This is a genomic window from Ruegeria sp. CDSB086 (genome assembly GCF_059611065.1).
The window spans coordinates 22,021-42,834 of sequence record NZ_JBXWOV010000014.1 but is presented as its reverse complement, the minus strand read 5'-3'; the positions used below and the strand labels follow the sequence as shown (position 1 = coordinate 42,834).

The window sequence follows — 20,814 nt, the reverse complement described above, 5'->3', positions numbered from 1 at the left end:
GATGGACTTTATCCTTTCGCAACTGGCTGGATTTGGGACCGCATTCGTGGGCCTGGCAGTAGACCCGCTGACCTATCTGTATTTGATCGCATCCGTGTTCCTGGGCATCACATTCGGCGCATTGCCCGGCCTGACCGCAACGTTGGCAGTGACGATCCTGACGGGTTTCTTCGGCAACAAGATCCCATTGGACTATTCGCTTATCGCTTTGCTCGGGGCCTATGTCGGCGCGATTTACGGTGGCTCTTATCCGTCAATCCTGCTGAACATTCCGGGCACGGCGGCCAGCGCGGCGACAGCCATGGATGGATACCCTCTGGCCAAAGCGGGTCGAGGGGGCGAAGCACTAGGGCTGACCACGACGGCCAGTTTCATTGGTACAGTTATCGGGACCATCACGCTTTTGATTTTCGTGTGGGCGCTGCTTTTGGTTTCAAAGAACATCGCAAGCCCGGAGAAAGCGTTGCTGGCCCTTTTCGGCATTCTGCTTTCTGGCACTTTGATGAGCGAAGACCTGGTGATTAAGGGATGGATCGCTGGTTTGATCGGGCTTGCGATGTCCATGGTGGGACTCGACCCTTTGTTGTCTGAGCCGCGCTATACCTTCGGCTGGTCTTACTTGATGAGCGGGTTTCAGGTCGTGCCAGTTTTGATGGGGGCCTTCGCCATTCCCCAAATCATCGACGGTTTAAGGCACGTTGAGGCCGGGAAAGCTCTGGCCCTGAAAGGTCGCATCCTTCCGAACCTACGCTCCATCCGACGTTACTTGCCGACCATTGGCCGTTCAGGAGTGATCGGGACCGGGGTAGGAGCGCTTCCCGGCGTGGGCGAAGATGTCGCCGGTTGGGTCAGTTACGGTGTCGGCAAGACCGTATCTGCCGAGGGCGATAAGTTTGGAAAAGGCTCTTTGGAAGGTCTGCTGTGCTCTGAAACGGCAAACAACGCCTGCATTGGGGGCGCGCTAATCCCGCTTTTGGTTTTGGGCATTCCCGGCTCACCACCCGCCGCGGCTTTGATGGGGGCTTTCAAGATTAACAACGTGATCCCAGGTCCGACGATAGACCCCGAGATCATTCTGCGCGTGGTTGCAATTTTAGTGCTGGCCTCCCTGACAATGTTCTTGATGGGCCTGTTCACTGCTCGGGTCTTTATCAAAATACTCGCCATCCCGCAGACCATCTTCTTGCCCGTCGTTATGGTTCTGACAACAATTGGGTCTTTCAGCGTTGGTGGTGGCATCAATGATCTTTACCTGATGCTTGGCGTCGGCGCCGTTGCCTATTTCATGAACCTGATGAAATACCCAATCGCGCCCTTGGTGATCGGGGTTATTCTAGGCAGCCTGTTTGACGAAACCTTCCGCCGGTCGCTGTTCTTGTCGGACGGGGATCTTTCGGTCTTCTTTTCACGACCCGGTGCGGCCATTCTGCTGGTGCTCAACATTGGTCTGATCCTCAGCCAGCTGCCCGTTGCAAAGCGCGCTTTCTCACGTCTGAAAGGACTTTCTGTCTGATGTTTGTAGTCACTGTCACTTTCACTCTCAAACCCGGTACGAGAGACACTTTTTTACCGCTGATGGTCGCAAACGCTTCAACCTCTTTGCGTGACGAAGCCGGATGCCAGCAGTTTGACGTTTGCCTCGGCGACGATCCCGAGACGGTGTTCCTCTATGAGGTATACGATGACGCTGCCGCGTTTGGCGCTCACCTCGAAAGCGCGCATTTCAAGAATTTCGATACGGCGGTGGCTGATATGATAAAAGGCAAAGTTGTTCACCAGTATACCGAGGTCATCCGATGAACAATTGGGAGATTCACGCCGTCAAGTATGCGGATCGCAATGCCCGCACTCGACGCGACAGCTTCATCTTGGATGACAATCACGACGCACCTCACGCGATGGACTATTTCGTTTGGGTGTTGACGCGCGGCAACGAAGTCATTCTGGTCGATACCGGCTACGACTCCGATGAGGCCGCCGCCCGTGGTCGTCCCATTGCGATGGACCCACGCGAGGCTCTGCGCCCCTTGGACATCACGCCGGAAGCGGTGACAGACATCATCGTGACCCATCTTCATTATGACCACGCGGGGGGGCTGCATATGTTCCCGAACGCGAAGTTGCATATGCAATCGGCGGAGATGGCCTTCGCCACAGGCCCCTGCATGTGCCACGACCATCTGCGCGCACCTTTCACGGCGGGCCATATTTGCGAGGTCGTAAAGCGTCTCTATTCAGGGAAGGTCGTGTTCTACGATGGAGAAGCCGAGATTATAGATGGGGTCACGGTGCACTGCATTGGTGGGCATTCGCGAGGGTTACAATGCGTTCGCGTAAGGACGGAAGCCGGGTGGATGGTGCTCGCCTCTGATGCCTCGCATTACTATGAGAATTTCATGGCGCGCAAAGCCTTTCCCATCGTCGTCGACCTGCAGGACATGATGGATGGGTTTAAGACGCTCGAGAGGTTGGCCTCGCACCCTCGACTCATCGTGCCCGGCCATGATCCACTTGTGCGTGAGGTTTTTCCCGTCGGTGCGGCACCGCATATCCATAGGTTGGATCTTGGGCCAAACAGAGACATCGAACTATGAAAATCGGTGTCATAGCCGATGACTTTACCGGTGCGAGCGATATTGCAAACACCCTGGCGAAGGGCATGGAGCCAGAAGGTGGGTTACGAACCGCGCAGTTTCCAGGTATTCCGAATACCCCAGCCGACGAGGAGATCGAAGCGGGCGTGATCTCTCTCAAGAGCCGCACCGCACCGGTCGAGGAAGCTGTTGCAGACAGTCTGCGTGCCTTGCGGTGGCTCGTGGACCAAGGATGCCAGCAGTTCATCTTCAAATATTGTTCGACCTTTGATTCCACGACGGCGGGAAACATCGGTCCCGTTGCGGAAGCGCTGGCCAACGAACTGGGCGCGGAAAAAGTGATTTTCTGTCCGGCCTTTCCGACAACGGGGCGTACTATCTATTACGGTCATCTCTTTGTGCTTGGTAAGCTGTTGCACGAGTCTGGGATGGAAAATCACCCTCTTACTCCGATGACGGATGCCAATATCAGGCGATGGTTGCAGTATCAGACTGAAGAAGCGGTTGGGTTGGTGCCAATTGACACTGTGAAGCAAGGTTCAAAGGCGATTGCTGATGCTTTGCAGAAGGCCGACGAACGATTTGTGATTGGCGATGCGATTTCGGATGAAGATTTGTTGGCCTGGGGCGAGGCTCTAAAGGATGACAAGCTCATTACAGGGGGATCCGGGATAGCGCTGGGGCTACCCAGAAACTTCTTAAGAGAGGCTTCATCCAAAAGTGCTGGCAGTTTGTTCACCGGAGCCGCAGGGCCTGCCGCGATCCTTGCTGGGTCGTGTTCCGGTGCGACCCGTGGGCAGATACATGTACATGCGGAATCCCATCCGACGTTCGCCATCGATGTTCCGAGTGTCATGTCCGGGGAGATGACCACGCAAACGCTTCTGGATTTCTTTGAAACGCATTCAGGTGAGGCCCCTCTCGCTTACTCATCAGGAAGCCCGGAAGAGGTGCGAGCGATCCAAAATCAATTTGGTCAGGAAGCTGTAGCGAACAGGCTGGAAAATCTCTTTGCAGAAACTGCACGGGAACTTGTCCAAACGGGTTATGAGCGCCTTGTCGTGGCCGGTGGAGAGACGTCGGGAGCTGTCGCCCAGGCCGTCTCTGAGGCACTGGGGTCACCGGCTATGTCAATCGGGCCAGAGATTGACCCGGGCGTGCCAGTCCTGAGCGTTGGGAAATCTGAACCCATTGCGCTGGCTTTGAAGTCTGGAAACTTTGGCGCTCCGGATTTTTTCGCGAAAGCGCTGAGAATGATGGAGTCGGGCAAATGAGCTCTGAAGAAATGGCGCTGCGGCAGCAGATGTCGGAGCTGTGTGCCTCGCTGTTTGTGCGTGGCTTTTCCGTTGGCACTGCGGGCAATGTCTCTGCGCGTTTACCGGACGGGATTCTCATGACGCCAACGAATTCGACTTTGGGCAATGTTGACCCCGAGCGAATTGCCAAGATTGATTTGGATGGCAACCACGTTTCCGGAGACAAGCCGACCAAGGAGGTCTTTCTGCACCAAGCCTTCTATGAGACGCGGCCGGAAGCTGGTGCAGTGGTGCATCTGCATTCGACCTGGGCCACCGCACTGTCGTGTCTGGAAGACACCGATCCCAATGACTGTATTCCGCCGCTTACACCATACGTGGTCATGCGCGTAGGCACGGTTAAACTGGTTCGATACGTTAAGCCGGGTGATCCAAAATCCGGTGATTTGATCCGCGAACTGGGCGGCAAGTATAGTGCTATTCTGCTGGCCAATCACGGTCCCGTCGTATCAGGAAAGGATCTCTTTTCAGCGGTCTGTGCAGCGGAAGAGTTGGAAGAAACAGCCAAGCTGTCCGTGGCACTGCGGGGTATGCCAACCCGGATGTTGGATGCAGAACAAGTCGCAGAACTCAAAGAGACTTTCGGAAGGATGTAGTTGGACACCGATAGGGGGAGTGTGCAAACTTTTGGCTAAATCGTGCAAAATTATGCGCAAATACCACGCAATGTTATGGGCAAGAACATCTGAATTTAATGATTGAAATCAATAGCAGAAGCGCAGCGTTATGCGCGTCCCTACAGATTTTGTAGGATCACCCATAATCGTTCGCGACGCCCTTAAACGTTCGCGAACGACCCCAACCGTTTGTTTAGGAGAATTTGACGGAATTCCAAGACTCGCGATATATGTCACCGCTAGATAAAATACCACTTTCCGAAGAAGCGGACATAAGAAGAGCCGTCAAGCATCTTTCTGTAGGGCTCACTTCCCACCGCTCTTAAGTTCACTATTGTGTTGAATGTGGCTGTTGGTCTTGATCTCAAAACCCTTCCAACTGGTTCGTAGTCGCTTAATGATGTGGAGATGCATGAAGTAGCACCGCTTTTGCCAAGTGTAGGTGAAACGAATAACGACGTATTTCTCTCAAGTGTCTCAAAGTTATTCGGCGAACTATTTCCAGCAAAGTTCAAAACTTGATCCGAAAACTGGCGCCTTGCTTTGGGGTCATTGTTTCAATCGCTACACCTGCCTGTTTCAAAACAGCGGTAACAATGGATAGGCCCAAACCAGTGCCGCCTTGGTCCCGTCTGGTTGTGAAGAATGGTTCTGTGATGCGTGCACTGTTTCGCGGGCAAATGCCCGAACCATTGTCGGAAACGATCAGGCTGTTTGAAGCCGCGTCAAAACTTATGTCGACACGTGTTGCGCCGTGTTGAAACGCGTTTTGAAGAAGGTGATGCAGAACGATATGGCCCTGATCTTTGGACAAAGGCAGGTACGTTTCTGGCGGCGCCTGCAACTCGACAACCTTTTCTGAAAACGCGGCTGACGCCGCCTGGACCATATCCGCCAGTGACGTTGGGGTAGGGTCAGTTCGAATACTGGCCCGTGCCAGTTCGCGAAGACGGCTCAGCAAGGCGTTCATACGCAGACCTTCTTGCTGAATGTTATGAACCAGTTTCTGGTTGCGATCACCGGATACCGCTGACGGCCCATCAGACAACAGCTCTGCCGCACCCAAAATTGCCGTGACCGGCGATTTCAACTCATGGGTTACGTGGCTCGTGTAAGTCTCGATCGCAGTCGACCGCTCTGACAAGGTTGCAGCCATCGAAACGACGTTGTTACCCAGTTCCGCCAGTTCCTTCACGCCATAGTGCTGCACGGGATCGGGGATCGGTTTCAATCCGCTGGCGACATCCTGGCTTTGACAGCTGAGATCGCGAATTGGCTTCGAGATCAGCCGCCACATCATCCAACCGACCACAGCTGCAGACACCAGCATGAACACCACGACAGAGCCAAGCGTGAACCGTTCCTGAAACAGGAATTTCCGAAGGTCCATTGGCGTGCGCGACAGGTAAACGGCCCCGATGACCCTGTCATTCAACACCACCGGGTGGGCGACAAACACGCGGTATGAGGTATCGCGACTGATCGAGTTCAGCAGGTGCCGATTGGACGTGTCATCGCGCTGTCGCAGCAATGAAACGGTTTCACCCTCCAACGCTTGCGACACTTCGGGTACATGCAGAAAAGACCCGCTGGCTGATCCACTGCTGGCGATGATCCGCCCAGAGTGATCCATGAAAACATACCCCGACAGAGTGGTTTTCTTAGCCGACCTCGCCAGCTGTGACAGTGATTGAGAGATCTCCGAATACGGCGCGTCCAGCGGTTCATCACTTGAAACCGGGTCGGGGCGCGGCGGCGAGACCTGACCGCGAAACAGATCCAAACTGGCTGGGATGGGATGAAAGTCCTGAGTAAGGCGTTCCATCTGCTCAGTGGACAAACTGTGGCCGACATCGGGTGCGGCCTGGATCTCAGAAAAGGCCGTGGCATAGATTTCGCCAAAGATAACGGCCTGAGACAAAAGACTGCGTTCGGTTTCGCGTGCGAACTGGTTGCTGGACAGGCGGGCACCCAAAACACCAATGATCGGAAGGGTCACAAGGGCGATGCAGACCAGCGAAATCACCAGCGCAAGCGGCGGTCGCCATTTTTGCGTTACGGTCAGCACTGGCAAACGCCCAGCTTCACCCCAACCCCGTGCACGGTTTGAATCAAATCTGGATATCCCAAAGTGCGCGCCTTCTGACGGATATTACGGATATGGCTATCCACCGTGCGACCAGACAGATAGGTGTTGTGGCCGTAAACCAGCTCGATCAAGTGCGCGCGCGCATAGACGCGGCTTGGTGTTTTGGCCAGGATCGACAGGACCGCGAATTCGATCCCGGTCAGCTGGACCTCGGCCTCGGCAAGGGTGCAGCGATGCGCGCTATGATCCAGTTGCAGATCCTGAAAGACCGTCACGTCGTCCGGCGATTTAATGTCGGCCGAGCGGGCAAGGATGGCCTTGATCCGCAGCACCAGTTCACGCGGACTGAAGGGTTTGGTGACATAGTCATCGCCACCAAGCTGAAACCCTAGAATGCGGTCAATCTCATCATCTCGTGCCGTCAGAAACAGGATCGGCACGGTTGAGCTTTTGCGCAATTCCCGGCAGGCCTCCAACCCATCCATTTCGGGCATTCCGATATCCAGCACGACCAGATCGGCCGGGGTATTGCTAAAAACCTCCAATGCGTCCTGACCAGTGGATGCTTCGGTTGTTCGAAAGCCGGATTCTTCCAGCGCAAAGCGTACGACATCGCGAATACGGGCATCATCATCTACGATCAGGATGTTGTTCACTGTATGCGTCCGCCGTCGAAATATTACCGAAGTCACGATCAGAGATCATACTGCCATTGTCCGGGTCAAGTGGAGCTTGCACCTGTTGTCTGCGCCAGGTGAAATCATCCCCCAGCCACCAGGCATCGGTGCGCAGTTTGTAGGGTAACGCTCTCATGCCGAAACCCTCCGGCCTCGGCTCAGGCGCAGCGCGCCCAAAGCCATCAGCATTATCAGTCCGAAAATCGTTTGCGGCTCGGGTGTCGAAGACCCGCTGAACGCTGTTTTGGGATATGCTGCTGGGCCAACGCCCGCCACCTGCGGCAAGGCCACCGGCTTGGCATCTGCTGGCGCGTCGTCGGGGTTTACGACCATTTTTGAAACCGCAACAAAAGAGGTGAACTGCGTCTGAAGGTTGAATTTCAGCCCAAGATCGGTGATTTGCGCTTCAATCTTTCTGGGATCGCCGGCCTGCACCGCCATGGCGCGGTCAAGATCTGCGATTTTGGAACGTGCCCAGGTCAGTGGGATCGCAGTGCCCTGATGCGTATCACTTTCTGGACCGGATTCTGTTGGCAGGACTGTCGAGAGTGACATCTGTGCTTTTCTACCTTGCACCAGGCCATTGATCGTGATGTCCGCAGGCCCGCCACCTTCGTACCGAGCCAAAACCCGAATTGAGCCGCCATCGAACAGGTCGGGAATATGTTGTGGCACCACTTCGGTGACATTCAACCCACCCCAATCAATGGATACATCCGTCAGCACCGGCGATTTCAGATCCCGGGCCAGTGTGTCGGCGACATCCGAGGCGTGCTGGGTCGGATCAACGTAGCGGGCATAACCGCGCCCTTCTTCGGCCATCGCGTCCAACAGATAGCGATTTACTGCAGTACCCACGCCAAAGGCATAGATACGCGCATCGCCGATCTGTTGCCGGATTGTGCGCAACACGCGGGATTCCTGCCCAATATACCCATCGCTAAGGAAGACGACGATGCGCAATGTGTCGGCAGGTTGCCGCGTTGCAAAGGCATGACGGATTGCGTTGTCGATTTCTGTACCACCCCCGGCGCGCAGACTGCGCACGTAGCGTAAACCGGACTGGATGTTACCGCGTGTGGCAGGAACGGCTTGGGACGCGAACTCGGACGCGCCCGAGGAAAACCGGATCACGCGGAAATAATCCTCGGGGCGCAGACCTTTCAACGCGGCCTCCATAAACCGCTTGCTGGCATCCAAAGGCGCGCCGCCCATTGATCCCGAGGTGTCCAGCACAAAGACCAGCTCTCGTGCAGTTATCTGATCCGACTGCGGGATTTTTGGCGGCTCAACCAGCACCGATACAAAGCCACCCCGGTCATCATGGTGGGCCAGCACTCCGGCTGTCGTCTCATCACCACCAAGCGCGTAGCGTAGAACCAGATCGCGGTTGTCGATCACCCGCCCGTGCTTAAAAGTGGCGCTGATCACCCCCTCCGACTCATGGACTTGCAGATCATGCGTGGCGCTTGTCAGATTGGAAACGGGAACTGCACCGCGCAGATTGAGGTTCAGCGAGACCCGAGCGGGTTCAATTGTATCGGGGTTCGTCAGGCGCGGAACCAGAGGGTATTGCGGTAGCTTGGAAACCGTCCAGCCATCGACTTCGGTTACGGTAGAAGTGACCGGTTCTTCAGTATGGAAATCAGCCAACTCAAAGCCCTGAGACGTTTGGTCAAAATTCACCGCCCCTTGATAGCGCGGCCCGACGATCAGAGGGAGTACCAGCTCATAAGCTTCGTCTATCTTAGGGACGGCCTGCACATAACTCAGCGTCACGGTAATCGGCTGCCCCGGCATCAGATTGGCGACGTTCTGCGTGAACATGTTGGGACGATGTTGGGTCAAAAGGGCAGCGGCTTTGCCTTCTTGCTTTGCTGTCTCAAAGGTTTGTTCGGCCTCGTGCTTTTGTTGGATCTGCGCCTCAATCACTTCGTCGCCCACCTGCATCTGCATCGCGTAGACGGCGGCTATTTGGTTGAGGGGGAACAGATACTCCGCCGACATCGGATCGTCCGAAGGGTTTATGAACACCTGCCGCACCTGAACGGTTGCCATATCGCCCTGAATATCAACGGAAAGGTCCGATTTCAGCAAGGGCAGATCCAATTGACCAGCCGCTCCGCTGCCGATCAATCGACCCGCGATGTCGTCTTTCGGCTGGGTGTACGCAGCCGCGGGGAATAGCAGAAAAATAAAAGCAAAATACCGTATCATATGTCCGTTCCTTTGATGGTGTGAATGTCGAGCGCTGCAATCGCGGCAGCGTCGAGTTGGGCGCGCAAGCTCGTGTGTAAGGCCCATGGGGTGATCCTTTGCACGCTGCTCCAGGTGCCGCCGGACCCGTTCAGCCAGCGCCAGATCGCTTCGCCCACGCTGGGTGTGACTTGCCCGTTTTGCGCGACGTAGCTGACCGCAACCAGCCATTGGTCCCCGTCCGGGCCGGTGGCACGGTAGTAGGCGCTGGGCACGCCGTCATAGCGTGTGCCCAGAAACCGAACCTTGTAGCCAAGACCCCGCAGGCAGATTTCAGGGGCATGCAAATGTCGCAGCGGCGCGCGCGTGCTGACCACATTCAGCCCCAGTGGACCGAATTGAGCCTTTTGCGCGTGTCCGCCATAGGCTTCGAAGTAATAAGCTTCCATCTGTGTCAGGGGCACTTTCTGCCCCAGATATCCTTGGATTTGTGCGGGCAGATTCGGGGTTACGACACTGCCTGAAACATCCACTGGGTTTGCCTTGAGAGACACGATCGCAATGCTGCCGATCAGGCATGCAAACCCCGCCAGTGCCCTGATGGGTTTGGGCAGAATGAACTGCTTGGGATGTGCGCGGCTTTTGTGCGTGTTTCTGCTGCGGGGCCGATAGAACAAGGCAAAAGGCGCAACTGTCAGGCCAAGGGTCACCAGCCCGATAAGGCTGTGCCAAGGCTCGGCCATAACATCCAGACCACGTGCAAGCCCAATCGCCAGCAGCGAAATGCGCAGGCTATTGCCCAAGGTGGCGCATCCGATCACGGCCAACAGGCTAAGGCCACCGACATGCCATCGCGGGCGCAAAACTGCGTTCTGCGTAACCACGAAGGCCAGCGACAGCAAAAGCCCCGAGGCTCCGGAACACGGCAAGTCCACCAGAATATCTCTCTGTTCCAAGGTGATGCGCACGCCGTCGCAGACAACATTCGAGAACAGTGCACTGAGCATGTGGCAGGACAGTTCCGCGGAAACCATCTGCAACGGGAACCCAAGTGTGCGTTGCAAGACCATTTCGGTCGGTAAGGAAAACAAGAACAGCGTAGCCATCCAAAACGGCGACAGCGCAAAAGGGCGCCGATTCAGCTGCAGCAACCCGACCAGCGCAAAAACATCCAAAGCAAGCGCAAGAGCGCTGAGAATGTTGATCGCCAAAATCCGCCCCAGAAACCGGATCAAAGCCGCCAAGAGCAACAAGGCAATCGCTGGAACGTCAGAGCCTGCCTCTTTCCGGCGGCCGCTCAGCAAGCTCATCCCGGCCAGGCCCAAAATCAGTAGGACATAGACATACCCAAAAGACCCATAAGCCGGGCTAAGCCAGCTTCGAACAAGCCATTGCAAAGGTTGCGCGGCCAGAATTGCTGAGGCAATCGCGAAGGCGCCCCATGCCAGTGTATCTGCGGTCAAGTGTTTCATGCCGCCAGAAGTGACGGGTGAATGCGCAGTTCCCCTGCCCAAGATGTGCAGATTTTGATGAGGTCCTCTTAGCTGAGGTCCTTGCCGCGATTGTTATCTAGGCTGAAATACAAGGTTGCGGACCAGCCTATTAGCCAATGCGTCAAATCTTGAATTAAGTGAACTGTATGGCGTATCGCAAAATGCCACTATTTGCCGTTTTTGATTCGAGTTCAGGTTCTTTCAAGGTGCTGCTGTGTTTAGGCGCTGCCTGTCCGAATTGACTGAGCGTTTGCTCTGTTGCACGTCGCCTCTTGGGTCAGTTGTGCTTTGATCCATCAGGTCGACGATCTCAGTACGAATTTCCAGATCTGCCATAGCGCCTTCAACCAGGGGCCTTGTCAGCTCTGCCAGACAGGGTCGCGCACCTGCATTCACGTTGTCATGTTCTCGCAGGATCGCGCGGCACATGACACCGGGAACAAAAGGACCGTGCCCCTTTTCCGCGATCAGCTTCCATTTTCGGGTCAGGCTCTGCCCGGCGCGCTTGCCGGAAACACTTACCTGCATACCGCCTCGGTCACTCCCGAAGGGATAAAGCGCTTTTGAAAGAACGTAGAGCGCAGAATAGGCAATGTCCGGTAATTCAAAGTGCCCGTACTGCCTGAGTTTAGCCAGCAGATGTAATGCCCAGTTCATCAACGGAAGTTCCAGACCTGCACGAAACATGACGCTCTTCGCGCCTGTCTTTTCCGGCAGCAGTGCGATGTCGGGAACGTCGACGCTGTATCCGGCGCGCCTCATACCCGGTTCCAACTCATACAACTTGCGATCCGCCCATCCGCTAGTTGTTTGCCAGGCACCATTGCGCCACACCTGATGCCGCCGTCCGACACCGCTGACAATACTCTTGATAACGGACATGCCTCGCGGTGCCCGGTTACCTGGCAGGATAGCGATGTCGATAACATCAACTTCATCCATACCTTCGATCAAGTTTTCGGCAATACAGGAGGACAGACCGGGCACACTGGATGCGCCGGAAAGGGCAAAAACACCTGCGGCTGTTGCGTCGGTGTTCAAAGCAGCAATTCCCTTCGTGAACGTGGCGCTGTCCGACAGATCAAGATAGTGGCAGCCATGAGCGATACAGAGTTTCGGGACTTTGTACGGATCATCACCATAGTGTTGGAACGGTCCTGCCGCATCAATCACAACGTCTGGCTTAACGTCGAAAACAGCCTCTGGTGCTTTGCCAATGTCCAATTTCAGGGTTTGCGCCCCGAGTTCCTGAGCCAGAGCGCGACCCTTTTCAGGGCGTCGCCCGGCCAGCCAAAGCTGATGCCCATCACGTGCCAGCAATCGGGCCGTCAGGGATCCGAAAACACCGTATCCGCCGATAATCACGACCTTCATGACGGGACACTCCCGATAATCTCAGCATCATGAAAGGTTGCGTCCTGCCAGATCAGCTGACCAAAAAGCGGATGCACCAGTTCCAGAGTGAACCGGAACTGCCCACCCCCGAGTTCTTCGTGGCCCACCACAAGTCCCCCAGGACAGAACCACCGTGGCAGAGGCAGTCGTTTTTGCCCCAGTTTCAGGAAGTACCGGTCGCTAACGAAATAGAGACCGTTCGCTGTGCTTTCGAGCTTTAGCGAGATGCCGATCCCAAAGCCGATATATTCTTCCAATCCGGTCGGCCCGGCAAAGCGTTTTGAGCTGCCGACCATCTGTGGAAACCCGGCCGCCCGACCATATTGCCGGATCCAAAATTGCCCGCCCGTTGCCGCATCTTCGGTGACGGTGACCACGGCGGATCGACCGACCGAGGTGCGATCAAACGGCAGCGGTGCCCCGATCACGCGCAAGGCAAAGGCCAGCGCGCGCCCTGCGGGGTTCATCCGCATTTGGGTCACGCGGCCCTGATAGGCAAGGCTGGCATCACCCAGCAGACGCTTGCTGAACCGGCGCTGAATTGCTTTGGGCAGGCGAGACCATGCCGAAACCCCCAGCAAGTTCTTGAACCGATCATCCAGACTGCTGACCGCATCGGATTGCGGTTGAGCCGGCTTCGGGCCCGGCGGCGCTATCTTTTTGCTAATTTCGATCATTCTGTTTTTTCCGTCAAAAGGGAAATTGCGGGACAAATTTTTAGCTGCTTTTTTTGCCACCGGTGAAGCTGAGCAGGGAAACGACTTTGGTTCCCATTTTCATCAACATTACCAGTTTCGGACGGGGCACCGTAAGCATATCGCTGAACCACGTATCGGCGGTGGCCAGAAATTCTTGCATGTCCTGCATGCGCCGCAACGCTGTTGGGTCAAGACTGCTTTCGGTTTCAGCCTGGGCCACGCACGCGCGCAGGGCTTGTGTCGCCGGATCAATCTCGCGTTCCTTGCGCCCTTGGGCGATGCGGATCCCCATTTCCCAGACATCCACTTCGGCCTCATAATGCTCGCGTCGGTCGCCTGGCACCGGAATGCGGCGAATGAGGCGCCAGCTCACCAATTCTTTGAGCGAGTTGGACACGTTGGATCGCGCAATACCCAACGACTCGGCGATCTGCTCGGCATTAAGGGGTTTGGAGCTAAGGTAAAGCAGCGCGTGAATCTGCGCCACAGAGCGATTGACGCCCCATTGATTGCCCATATCACCCCAATAAAGAATGAACTGGCTTGCAGCGTCTGATTTCGTTATGTCATAAATTTCTGTCATGACGGAAATATCAGATAAGATGGGGCGAAAATCAAGACCTTTGTTGATTCAATGACACCTAATTTCGTGCTGACGCGACGGCCCAATGTCCAAAGGCGATCGAACAACTGATTTAAGGAGATTTCTCCTCATAGCATTCATGCAGCCGTTCAGCGTTAAAATCTGCGCCGGTAAATCTCAGGAATATGTATGGCAGCCATCAACAAGAAATGACATGGAAAGCAACCGACATGGGCGTCGAAGAGCTTTATCAAGTGATCTTGAATGATAGGGTCAGGCGCGCAAAAGAATAACATGTGGATGCACCGGAACGCTCGCCTGATCAGATCGACTGGCTTGGAGCGCCCGCGGGTGACACGCAATCTGTGCAAGATTTGACGCGTTTCAAAACAGCCAGCCGACAGTAGTCTTGGGTGCAAGGCAAACAACTTGATCTGACATTTTCGCCCTTCTGGTGCGCAAGCAAGGCGAGGCGATCAATGACAAGCATTCCGGAAAAGACCATCGATCCGAAACTCGGGTTGCTGGAATTGGTCGGGCAGGTTAGCAGTGTTTCGCAGACCTATGAAGCAATGGGATACAGCCGGGAAATTTTTTATCCGGTTTAAGGAGCTCCCAATGCTCAAATTGTACTTTGTCAGGGTAGCGAGGTTTGAGCGCGACCCGACAATAAAAGTGACATTCGGGCGGTCGGCTTTGGCAGAAATATCCCCGCCGACTTCCTTTGCTATCCTGGGGTACAAGCGGCGGATATGTCGACCACCTTGCTGACGGCGGAAAGAGAAGTTGGTTGGACGCTGGCGGAATTCAGGACTTGCGCCGAAAAGAAAAAAACCGGTTGATGACGAAGCGATGCGACTGCAGGCAAGGTTGATTTCAAACGTTGGCTTTACCGAAACATAGTTCGGATCCGGATTTGAGCAGACATTAACGGGAACGGAATTTGATAAGTGCCATAATTAACGCGGCTTCGCAGCGTTACATGGATATTCGTCTGGGTATTCCGGGTGAATACCACGTACGCATTGTCGAACGCCCCGGCCTCTGGATGCCGAGCGATGAACTGGACAACCTAGTCGAGAATCTGCGGAGCGTGGCGTCGAAAACGTTGCCTACCGGGGAACTGGCGTATGGCGTTTTCGCCGGGGATCGCGACCGGCTTGAGCATTCGGTAATCACTCTGATTTCGCGCCGAGATGACAATACGCCGGTTGCCTTCAATGCCTTGGCACTGATGGATGTCGATCTAGGACACCGGTCCGAACCGGTGTTGCATCTGGGATTGGTCATGGTTGATCCAGCTCTTCGCAACCAGGGCTTCAGCTGGGTTCTCTATGGGTTGACCTGTGTGCTGCTCTTGTTTCGAAATGGTATGCGCCCGCTTTGGGTTTCGAATGTGACACAAGTCCCTGCAGTTGTGGGGCTGGTTGGTCAGGGCTTTGCCCGTGTGTTTCCCACGGCGCAGACAGGGCCGCAGAACCGACGCAGTCTTCTGCATCTGCATTTGGCGCGAAGTATCATCAAGGATCACCGCCATGTTTTCGGCGTCGGACCTGATGCAGGGTTTGACGAAGACCGCTTTGTGATCACCAACGCCTATACTGGCGGGTCGGATTATCTGAAGAAAACCTTCGAGGATGCGCCGAAACATCGGGATCAGGTCGTCAATGCGTTCTGCGAGAACCAGCTCGACTATGATCGGGGTGATGACATCCTGCAATTGGGGCAAATGGATATGCCAACCGCCCTGTCTTATGTCGGGCGCGAAGTTCCGCGCGGATCCGTTGCTGCACTTGCCCTTGCTGTCATAGCCGCGGTTTTGCAGCGGCTGGCGATGCCGCTTTGGCAATGGGCAGACACGCGGCACGAATTTGGCATCCTTAGGCCACGAGAGCAGAATAAATGACGGAATTTACCTATCAGGACTTCACCACCCGCAACCTCGGTTTTGTGTCCGGGGACGAACAATCACACCTGCGCAACGCCTGTGTGTTCGTCTGCGGCACCGGAGGAATGGGGGGCAGCGCGATCATGACCCTGATCCGCGCCGGGGTGGGCCGGTTGATCCTAGCCGATTTGGATGCGTTCGAAGTGTCCAACCTGAACCGACAACTGTTTGCAACGCTGAAGACAGTCGATCAGGACAAAGCGCAGGCAACCCGGGATCAGTGTCTACAAATCAATCCCGAAGCTGAGATTGAGGTGCTTGGTGCGGAATGGTCCGACCATGTGGATCGTCTGGTTCAAAGCGCGGATGTCGTGATCAATGGCACCGACGATCTTGGTGCCAGCTTGCTGTTATATCGCACGGCGCGGGCCAAAGGGCGCGCGGTGATCGATGCCTATGCGTCGCCGTTGCCGTCAGTCTATGTCACAACCCCCGACGACCCCATGCCCGAGGAGCGTCTGGGCTACACCACAAGCGGCACCAGCTGGAACGCGCTGACCCCCGAGTTGCGGGATGCGGCGGCCAAAGCCGAGGCCGAATATGTGCTGACCCATTCCTCATCCCGGCACCACGTTGATCTGGCTCTGGCAGGTGAGGTGATTGCTGGAACCCGCAGCCGCATGTCCTTTGCACCGATGGTGATTATGGCAGGAACATTGATGGGAGGAGAGGCGCTTCAATCTGTTCTGGGCCGCCCTCACGGCGCGGACTATCGCGGTTGGTTTCTGAACCCACACACTGGCAAGGTTGAGCGGCCTTTACCGCGCTTTCTTGCCGCGCTGATGCGTCCGCTGGTTCGACGGCAGATGAACAAGTTGCTGGCGTCATGATGGATACTGCGGCTTTTCTGGCGGATGCCTGGGTTTCGCTCTGTGCGGCGCTGGGTGCGGCAACTGTGTTGCTGCATCTTCAGGACCTGGTGCAGAGGCCGGAAATCGCTAAACGGTTTCGATTCTGCTTGTGGGTTCTGGTTGTTCTGATGCTGGCGCGGATTGGTCACTGGGGCGGCTGGGGCTGGCTGTTTTCGGCGGTCACAAATTTCTGCGCGGCACTGATACCTTTGGCTGCACTTGTTCTGTCCGAAGGGCTTACGCGCCGCCACGCGCCGCCGGTTCTGAAACAATTCTGTGCTTGGGGGGGCGTGGTATTCGGGCTGTTGGGCCTTTTCCAGTTCAGCAGTGTTGAGATCACCCGGCTGGCCGGTCTGCTGCTGTTTCAACTGTTCGGTTTGGGCGGCGTCGCTCTGTTTGTGTTGCGGCGTGACAAAGACAGCCTGTCATCGGCGGAAAATAGAACCATCAATTGGATAAGCCTGTCCTTTCTGCTGATCCTGCCGTTTCTGGCGACAGATTTCATGCGTGGGACAACGCTTGACCTGCCGGTCAGACTGGGTGGCGTGGCCGTGCTGGGACTGTGCTGGTTGTCGATCGGGATGAACCGTTCCGGATTGCGGCCGTGGGATACGCTGAGAGGTTTCGGCATCGTTATAGTCATGGCCGTTCTGCTACCGCTGATCTTTTCGGCGATCGTGCCGGTGGATATGAGGTCTGGCGTGCAGGTAATGGCGATCACTTTGTCCACGCTCATGCTATTGGCAATTTGGCAGGCAGCGATTGCCTTGCGGATTAAGGATCGCCAGCTGATCGCTCTGCGCGAGATTGCGGATGTCAAAGGGCAGGGACCACAAGCCAGCCTGACTTTGCTGCGCCGTGCTGCCGGATCTCCGGACTTGATACTGGTTGAAGAAGCAGATTTGATGGACATGAATCTTGATGATTTGCGCGCCAGCTTCACCACAACACCCGTGCAACAATTGGGGGCAACGGATGACGAACAGGTCAATTGGCTGTTCGCCCGTTTTGATGCGACCCATGCGGTGTTCCTGTCCGGCACCCCAATGCGGGTGGTCATGCTCAACAGCCCTGAAATCGCGACCCTGGACAGTACCGGTGCAGCCTTGCGCGCCGTACAGCGCATGGCGCGCGTCTTGGTACATGAGGGGGCAGTATGATTGAGCTGCTCGAAAGGGATTTTGCAAGTTTCTTCGCGGCCCCGTTTCACGCCTATGGTGCCGGCACTCCGTATGTGTCGCCGATGAAGGCAGATCTGAAACGTTTCCTGTCGATCAAGAATCCGTTGTTTTTCGATGCATCGGATTTCACCTATTTCTCGGTGAAACGCCAAGGCAAGCCTGTGGGTCGCATCACGGCCCATCTACATCGGGGGTCGAACGACCTGCATCATGAGGCGCGAGGATGCTTTGGCTTTTTCGATTGCGCAAATGATCCCGAGGCCGCTGCGCAATTGCTGCAGGCGGCGGAAAGCTGGTCCCGCGCGAAAGGCATGACCCGGTTGACCGGCAATTTCAACCTGACCGCGATGCAGCAGGCCGGGATCATGACGGATGGTTTTGACCGGGCCCCTTTTACCGATCAGATCTGCGGGCCTGCGCACCTGCCAGGGCTGCTTGAGGCGAATGGATATCAGCCACACTTTGCGATGACGACGTTCGAGCGGCGTCTAGACTCAAACCCGGCCCCGCAGGTTTTGCCCGACGAGCAGCGCGCGCAATTGTTAGAGCAAGGGTTCTCTTTCGCGCCTGTCACCCGTGCGACCATCGCCGAGCGGCTTGAAGACGCCCGTGCCATTCTGAACCGCAGCTTCAAAGACAACCCAATGTTTGTTCCGGTGACGGCTGAAGAGTTCCACTTTCAGGCCAAAGACATGAAATGGATCATGGACCCGCGGATTTCAAAGGTTGTGCATTATCGTGGTCAACCTGCGGGCGCGGTGATTGCCATTCCCGATCTCAACCCGTTGCTCCGGCGGATCGGATCGCGATTGCGCCTGTCGTTGCCGTATCACTACCTCAAATACAAGGCCCGCCGTGACCGCGCAGTGGTCATTTTTCAGGGCGTAATGCCCGAGTTTCAGGGCCGTTCGGTCAATCCATTGATGCTGAGCGAGATGACACGGGACATGATGGCCGCGGGATACAAAACGGTTGGTGGCACGTGGATTGCTGACGAAAATGCGGCCAGTTTACGCCAAACTGAAAAGGCGGGGGCCGTGCCGTTGCACAGATTGCACCTGTTTTCCAAGGAGCTGACGTAGTGGATCGCGCAGAATTTGAAGCAATTGTTGCGCAGGCGATGCTTGCCCCTTCGGCGCATAACACGCAGCCAGCGCGATGGCGGTTGGATGGCGCGTGTATCGAGGTCCATGCTGATCTGTCACGGCGCCTGCCTGTTGGTGATCCGGACGATCGTGATCTGGACGTCTCCTGTGGTGCGGCGGTCGAGGGCACGGTGTTGGCCCTGGCGGCGCGCGGATTTGGTGCCGACGTAACCTTGTCGGAAGCGCCGGTCGAGGCGGGAATGCGCATGATTGCTCGCATTGTCCCCAAGACAACCGCCGATACCGGTGATGTTGTGCTGGCCAAGGAGGTTTCAAAGCGTCTGACGCATCGAGCAGGTTTTATACCTGCACCGCAAGAAGCCTTCCGAAATTGGCGCGCCGACCACATGACATTGGTCCAGGATGCGTCCCAGATCGAATGGCTTGCCGGGCAAATCGACATCGCCTCGGCCCGTGTTATGCGGTCCAGTGACTTTCGTTCCGAGTTGCTGCACTGGATGCGCTTGCGCGAGGGCGATCCCAACTACCACACCGACGGTCTGAACCGAGAGGTACTTGCTATGGATGCGGCTACTGCAAGGATTGCACCAACCATTCTGGGTGGCAGGCTTTATGATTTTTTATCGTTTCTGGGCCTTGGCCCGCACCTGTCGGGCGAGGCTGCGCGCGGCCGTGGTGCAGGTGCAATCGCACTGTTTCACTGGCCTGAAAGTGGGTCGATGGTCACCGCTGGCCGGGCGTTCTATCGGTCCTGGTTACAAGCTGCAGCCCGTGGGTTGGTGGGTTGGCCTGCCGCGGCTTTGGCGGATGACCCACTTACACGCGCCGCTGTTTCGGATCGTTTTTCCATACCAGCCGACAGGGTTCTTTTTAACGCGTTAAGACTGGGGGTCGCCAACGGTGCCACCCCCAGTCGAACGCGCCTGACGGTGCGCGAGGTTATCGTTTAGGCGGCGATGTTCTCGCCCACCTCTTTCAGCAGCTTTTCGGTCTTTGCGTCTTCAATCCGATTGTGCAGACGTTGCGATTCCTCACGGTCGCGCAGGGTTTTTGTGATCGAAACGGTGGTATGTACCAACATCAACGCGGACATGGAGTAGAACCCTTTTGCCGCAAAGCTGGCTTCCAGGAAGTAGATGCCGCCGGCCATCATCGCTGCCGCGACAATGAACGAAATAATGGTGAACATGTTCCAGGCGTTGGATTGCGGCAGGTTCAGGTTTTCTTCGGTATTCATGGATCAATTCCTTTCAATTTCTCTGTTGGTTCAATTCAGTTCGGTCGTCAGCTCGATTTCGATTTATTAGATTTCTGCGCCTTCTTTTTCAGGCGATCGAGAACGTCGTCAGCGTTTGACCGCAAAGGCTTGCCGCACCCGGCTTCGGCCAACTTGTCGCGAATGTGCTCGGCCGAACCCGTTGCTTCCAGCTCGGTCATGGCGCGCGCGGTGGCGTCCATCTCGCTTTGACGCTCTTGCAAACGCTGCAAGGTGTCTTCCGCCTCGCGGAGTGTGGACAACCCACCGTCGGGCGCGACTTGCTGAAGGCGCTGCGTCTTGTCCGTGGCTGTGGCAAGGCGCTGACCACGCTGTAACTGCCTTAGCCGGGTTTCGGCCTCGCGCAGGACAGTGCGTAGGCGGCTGATCTCGGTTTCAAACCGGGCCTGCGCTTGCGTTGACACGTCACGCTCTGCCTCAAGATGGGCGATTGTCTCGGCAGCATCCCGGGCCAGATCCTCGCGGTCTTGTTGCAAGGCATCCAGCGTGCGCGTTTCGAGGTCCGCGATCTGTTGGGTCAACCTCTTGTGCTGTTTGATCTCTTGTTCGTTCTGCGCCATTGCGACGGCGACCGCCTTGCGCGACACCTGAATGGCATGGGCGCAATCCCGGATTTGCTGACGCAAAATGGGCAGAGCGTGACGATCCGTAACAACGGTTGCCGCCTCAAAGGCCCGGCCTCTTAACAAAGTGGCAAACTGTTTGAACATCTTTGGCTCCTCGTTTATGAACATTGTTCATGAAATGACTATGCGATGATTCTGAACATTGTTCAACAGAAAAAATGAACGATG

Annotated in this window: 20 protein-coding genes; 11 read left to right on the top strand and 9 right to left on the bottom strand. The window is 56.0% G+C overall.

What is annotated here, in order from left to right; all coding sequences use genetic code 11:
• The first annotated feature begins 1 nt into the window (after nt 1).
• The 5 genes from AC2FIO_RS21430 to otnC are packed head-to-tail and all read left to right on the top strand — an operon-like array spanning nt 2 to nt 4,506.
• Entirely contained in the window at nt 2–1,513 is a 1,512-nt protein-coding gene (locus AC2FIO_RS21430; protein ID WP_282121321.1) for a tripartite tricarboxylate transporter permease, read from the top strand.
• Nucleotides 1,513–1,800, top strand: coding sequence for a putative quinol monooxygenase (locus tag AC2FIO_RS21425; RefSeq protein ID WP_496699894.1), 288 nt, complete (start codon nt 1,513–1,515; stop codon nt 1,798–1,800). The genes AC2FIO_RS21430 and AC2FIO_RS21425 overlap by 1 nt, the downstream gene beginning before the upstream one ends.
• Complete coding sequence (locus AC2FIO_RS21420) at nt 1,797–2,594, top strand: N-acyl homoserine lactonase family protein (protein WP_496699893.1); 798 nt, start codon at nt 1,797–1,799, stop codon at nt 2,592–2,594. Before AC2FIO_RS21425 ends, AC2FIO_RS21420 begins: the two co-directional genes overlap by 4 nt.
• Nucleotides 2,591–3,868, top strand: coding sequence for a 3-oxo-tetronate kinase (otnK, locus tag AC2FIO_RS21415; RefSeq protein WP_496699892.1), 1,278 nt, complete (start codon nt 2,591–2,593; stop codon nt 3,866–3,868). Before AC2FIO_RS21420 ends, otnK begins: the two co-directional genes overlap by 4 nt.
• Entirely contained in the window at nt 3,865–4,506 is a 642-nt protein-coding gene (otnC, locus tag AC2FIO_RS21410; RefSeq protein ID WP_496699891.1) for a 3-oxo-tetronate 4-phosphate decarboxylase, read from the top strand. Before otnK ends, otnC begins: the two co-directional genes overlap by 4 nt.
• 532 nt (nt 4,507–5,038) lie before the next feature.
• Here the strand turns inward: otnC and AC2FIO_RS21405 are convergent.
• The 7 genes from AC2FIO_RS21405 to AC2FIO_RS21375 all read right to left on the bottom strand — a co-directional run bounded on the left by AC2FIO_RS21405 (nt 5,039) and on the right by AC2FIO_RS21375 (nt 13,658).
• Nucleotides 5,039–6,595, bottom strand: coding sequence for an ATP-binding protein (locus AC2FIO_RS21405; protein ID WP_282121316.1), 1,557 nt, complete (start codon nt 6,593–6,595; stop codon nt 5,039–5,041).
• Nucleotides 6,589–7,272, bottom strand: coding sequence for a response regulator transcription factor (locus AC2FIO_RS21400; RefSeq protein WP_108861842.1), 684 nt, complete (start codon nt 7,270–7,272; stop codon nt 6,589–6,591). The genes AC2FIO_RS21405 and AC2FIO_RS21400 overlap by 7 nt, the downstream gene beginning before the upstream one ends.
• Before the next feature lie 153 nt (nt 7,273–7,425).
• The gene (locus AC2FIO_RS21395; protein WP_496699890.1) at nt 7,426–9,510 is read right to left on the bottom strand and encodes a VIT and vWA domain-containing protein; all 2,085 of its coding nucleotides are present in this window, start codon (nt 9,508–9,510) and stop codon (nt 7,426–7,428) included.
• On the bottom strand, nt 9,507–10,961 hold the full coding sequence (xrtT, locus tag AC2FIO_RS21390; protein WP_496699889.1) for an exosortase T: 1,455 nt from the start codon (nt 10,959–10,961) through the stop codon (nt 9,507–9,509). The genes AC2FIO_RS21395 and xrtT overlap by 4 nt, the downstream gene beginning before the upstream one ends.
• A gap of 222 nt (nt 10,962–11,183) precedes the next feature.
• The gene (locus AC2FIO_RS21385; RefSeq protein WP_496699888.1) at nt 11,184–12,356 is read right to left on the bottom strand and encodes a saccharopine dehydrogenase family protein; all 1,173 of its coding nucleotides are present in this window, start codon (nt 12,354–12,356) and stop codon (nt 11,184–11,186) included.
• Complete coding sequence (locus AC2FIO_RS21380; RefSeq protein WP_496699887.1) at nt 12,353–13,054, bottom strand: DUF4166 domain-containing protein; 702 nt, start codon at nt 13,052–13,054, stop codon at nt 12,353–12,355. Before AC2FIO_RS21380 ends, AC2FIO_RS21385 begins: the two co-directional genes overlap by 4 nt.
• Nucleotides 13,055–13,094: 40 nt before the next feature.
• Nucleotides 13,095–13,658 (bottom strand): GbsR/MarR family transcriptional regulator, encoded by a 564-nt coding sequence (locus AC2FIO_RS21375; RefSeq protein WP_113790432.1) that lies wholly within the window; start codon nt 13,656–13,658, stop codon nt 13,095–13,097.
• A 479-nt stretch (nt 13,659–14,137) separates the two neighbouring features.
• On the opposite strand from AC2FIO_RS21375, the gene AC2FIO_RS21370 reads away from it, so the two are divergent.
• The 6 genes from AC2FIO_RS21370 to AC2FIO_RS21345 all read left to right on the top strand — a co-directional run bounded on the left by AC2FIO_RS21370 (nt 14,138) and on the right by AC2FIO_RS21345 (nt 19,694).
• Nucleotides 14,138–14,266, top strand: a complete 129-nt coding sequence (locus AC2FIO_RS21370; RefSeq protein ID WP_496699886.1) for a hypothetical protein — start codon at nt 14,138–14,140, stop codon at nt 14,264–14,266.
• Nucleotides 14,267–14,640: 374 nt separating this feature from the next.
• Nucleotides 14,641–15,564, top strand: a complete 924-nt coding sequence (locus tag AC2FIO_RS21365) for a hypothetical protein (protein ID WP_496699885.1) — start codon at nt 14,641–14,643, stop codon at nt 15,562–15,564.
• The gene (locus AC2FIO_RS21360) at nt 15,561–16,436 is read left to right on the top strand and encodes a ThiF family adenylyltransferase (RefSeq protein WP_496699884.1); all 876 of its coding nucleotides are present in this window, start codon (nt 15,561–15,563) and stop codon (nt 16,434–16,436) included. The genes AC2FIO_RS21365 and AC2FIO_RS21360 overlap by 4 nt, the downstream gene beginning before the upstream one ends.
• A complete protein-coding gene (locus AC2FIO_RS21355) occupies nt 16,436–17,617 on the top strand; it encodes a hypothetical protein (RefSeq protein ID WP_496699883.1) in 1,182 nt (393 codons plus the stop codon). The genes AC2FIO_RS21360 and AC2FIO_RS21355 overlap by 1 nt, the downstream gene beginning before the upstream one ends.
• Entirely contained in the window at nt 17,614–18,720 is a 1,107-nt protein-coding gene (locus tag AC2FIO_RS21350; protein ID WP_496699882.1) for a hypothetical protein, read from the top strand. The genes AC2FIO_RS21355 and AC2FIO_RS21350 overlap by 4 nt, the downstream gene beginning before the upstream one ends.
• Nucleotides 18,720–19,694 (top strand): hypothetical protein, encoded by a 975-nt coding sequence (locus tag AC2FIO_RS21345; RefSeq protein WP_496699881.1) that lies wholly within the window; start codon nt 18,720–18,722, stop codon nt 19,692–19,694. The genes AC2FIO_RS21350 and AC2FIO_RS21345 overlap by 1 nt, the downstream gene beginning before the upstream one ends.
• On the opposite strand, the gene AC2FIO_RS21340 is transcribed toward AC2FIO_RS21345, so the two are convergent.
• Together AC2FIO_RS21340 and AC2FIO_RS21335 are read right to left on the bottom strand one after the other, a co-directional pair.
• Entirely contained in the window at nt 19,691–19,981 is a 291-nt protein-coding gene (locus AC2FIO_RS21340) for a YiaA/YiaB family inner membrane protein (RefSeq protein ID WP_113790425.1), read from the bottom strand. The two genes, AC2FIO_RS21345 and AC2FIO_RS21340, sit on opposite strands and share 4 nt — an antisense overlap.
• Before the next feature lie 47 nt (nt 19,982–20,028).
• On the bottom strand, nt 20,029–20,730 hold the full coding sequence (locus tag AC2FIO_RS21335; protein ID WP_496699880.1) for a PspA/IM30 family protein: 702 nt from the start codon (nt 20,728–20,730) through the stop codon (nt 20,029–20,031).
• Nucleotides 20,731–20,814: the final 84 nt, after the last annotated feature.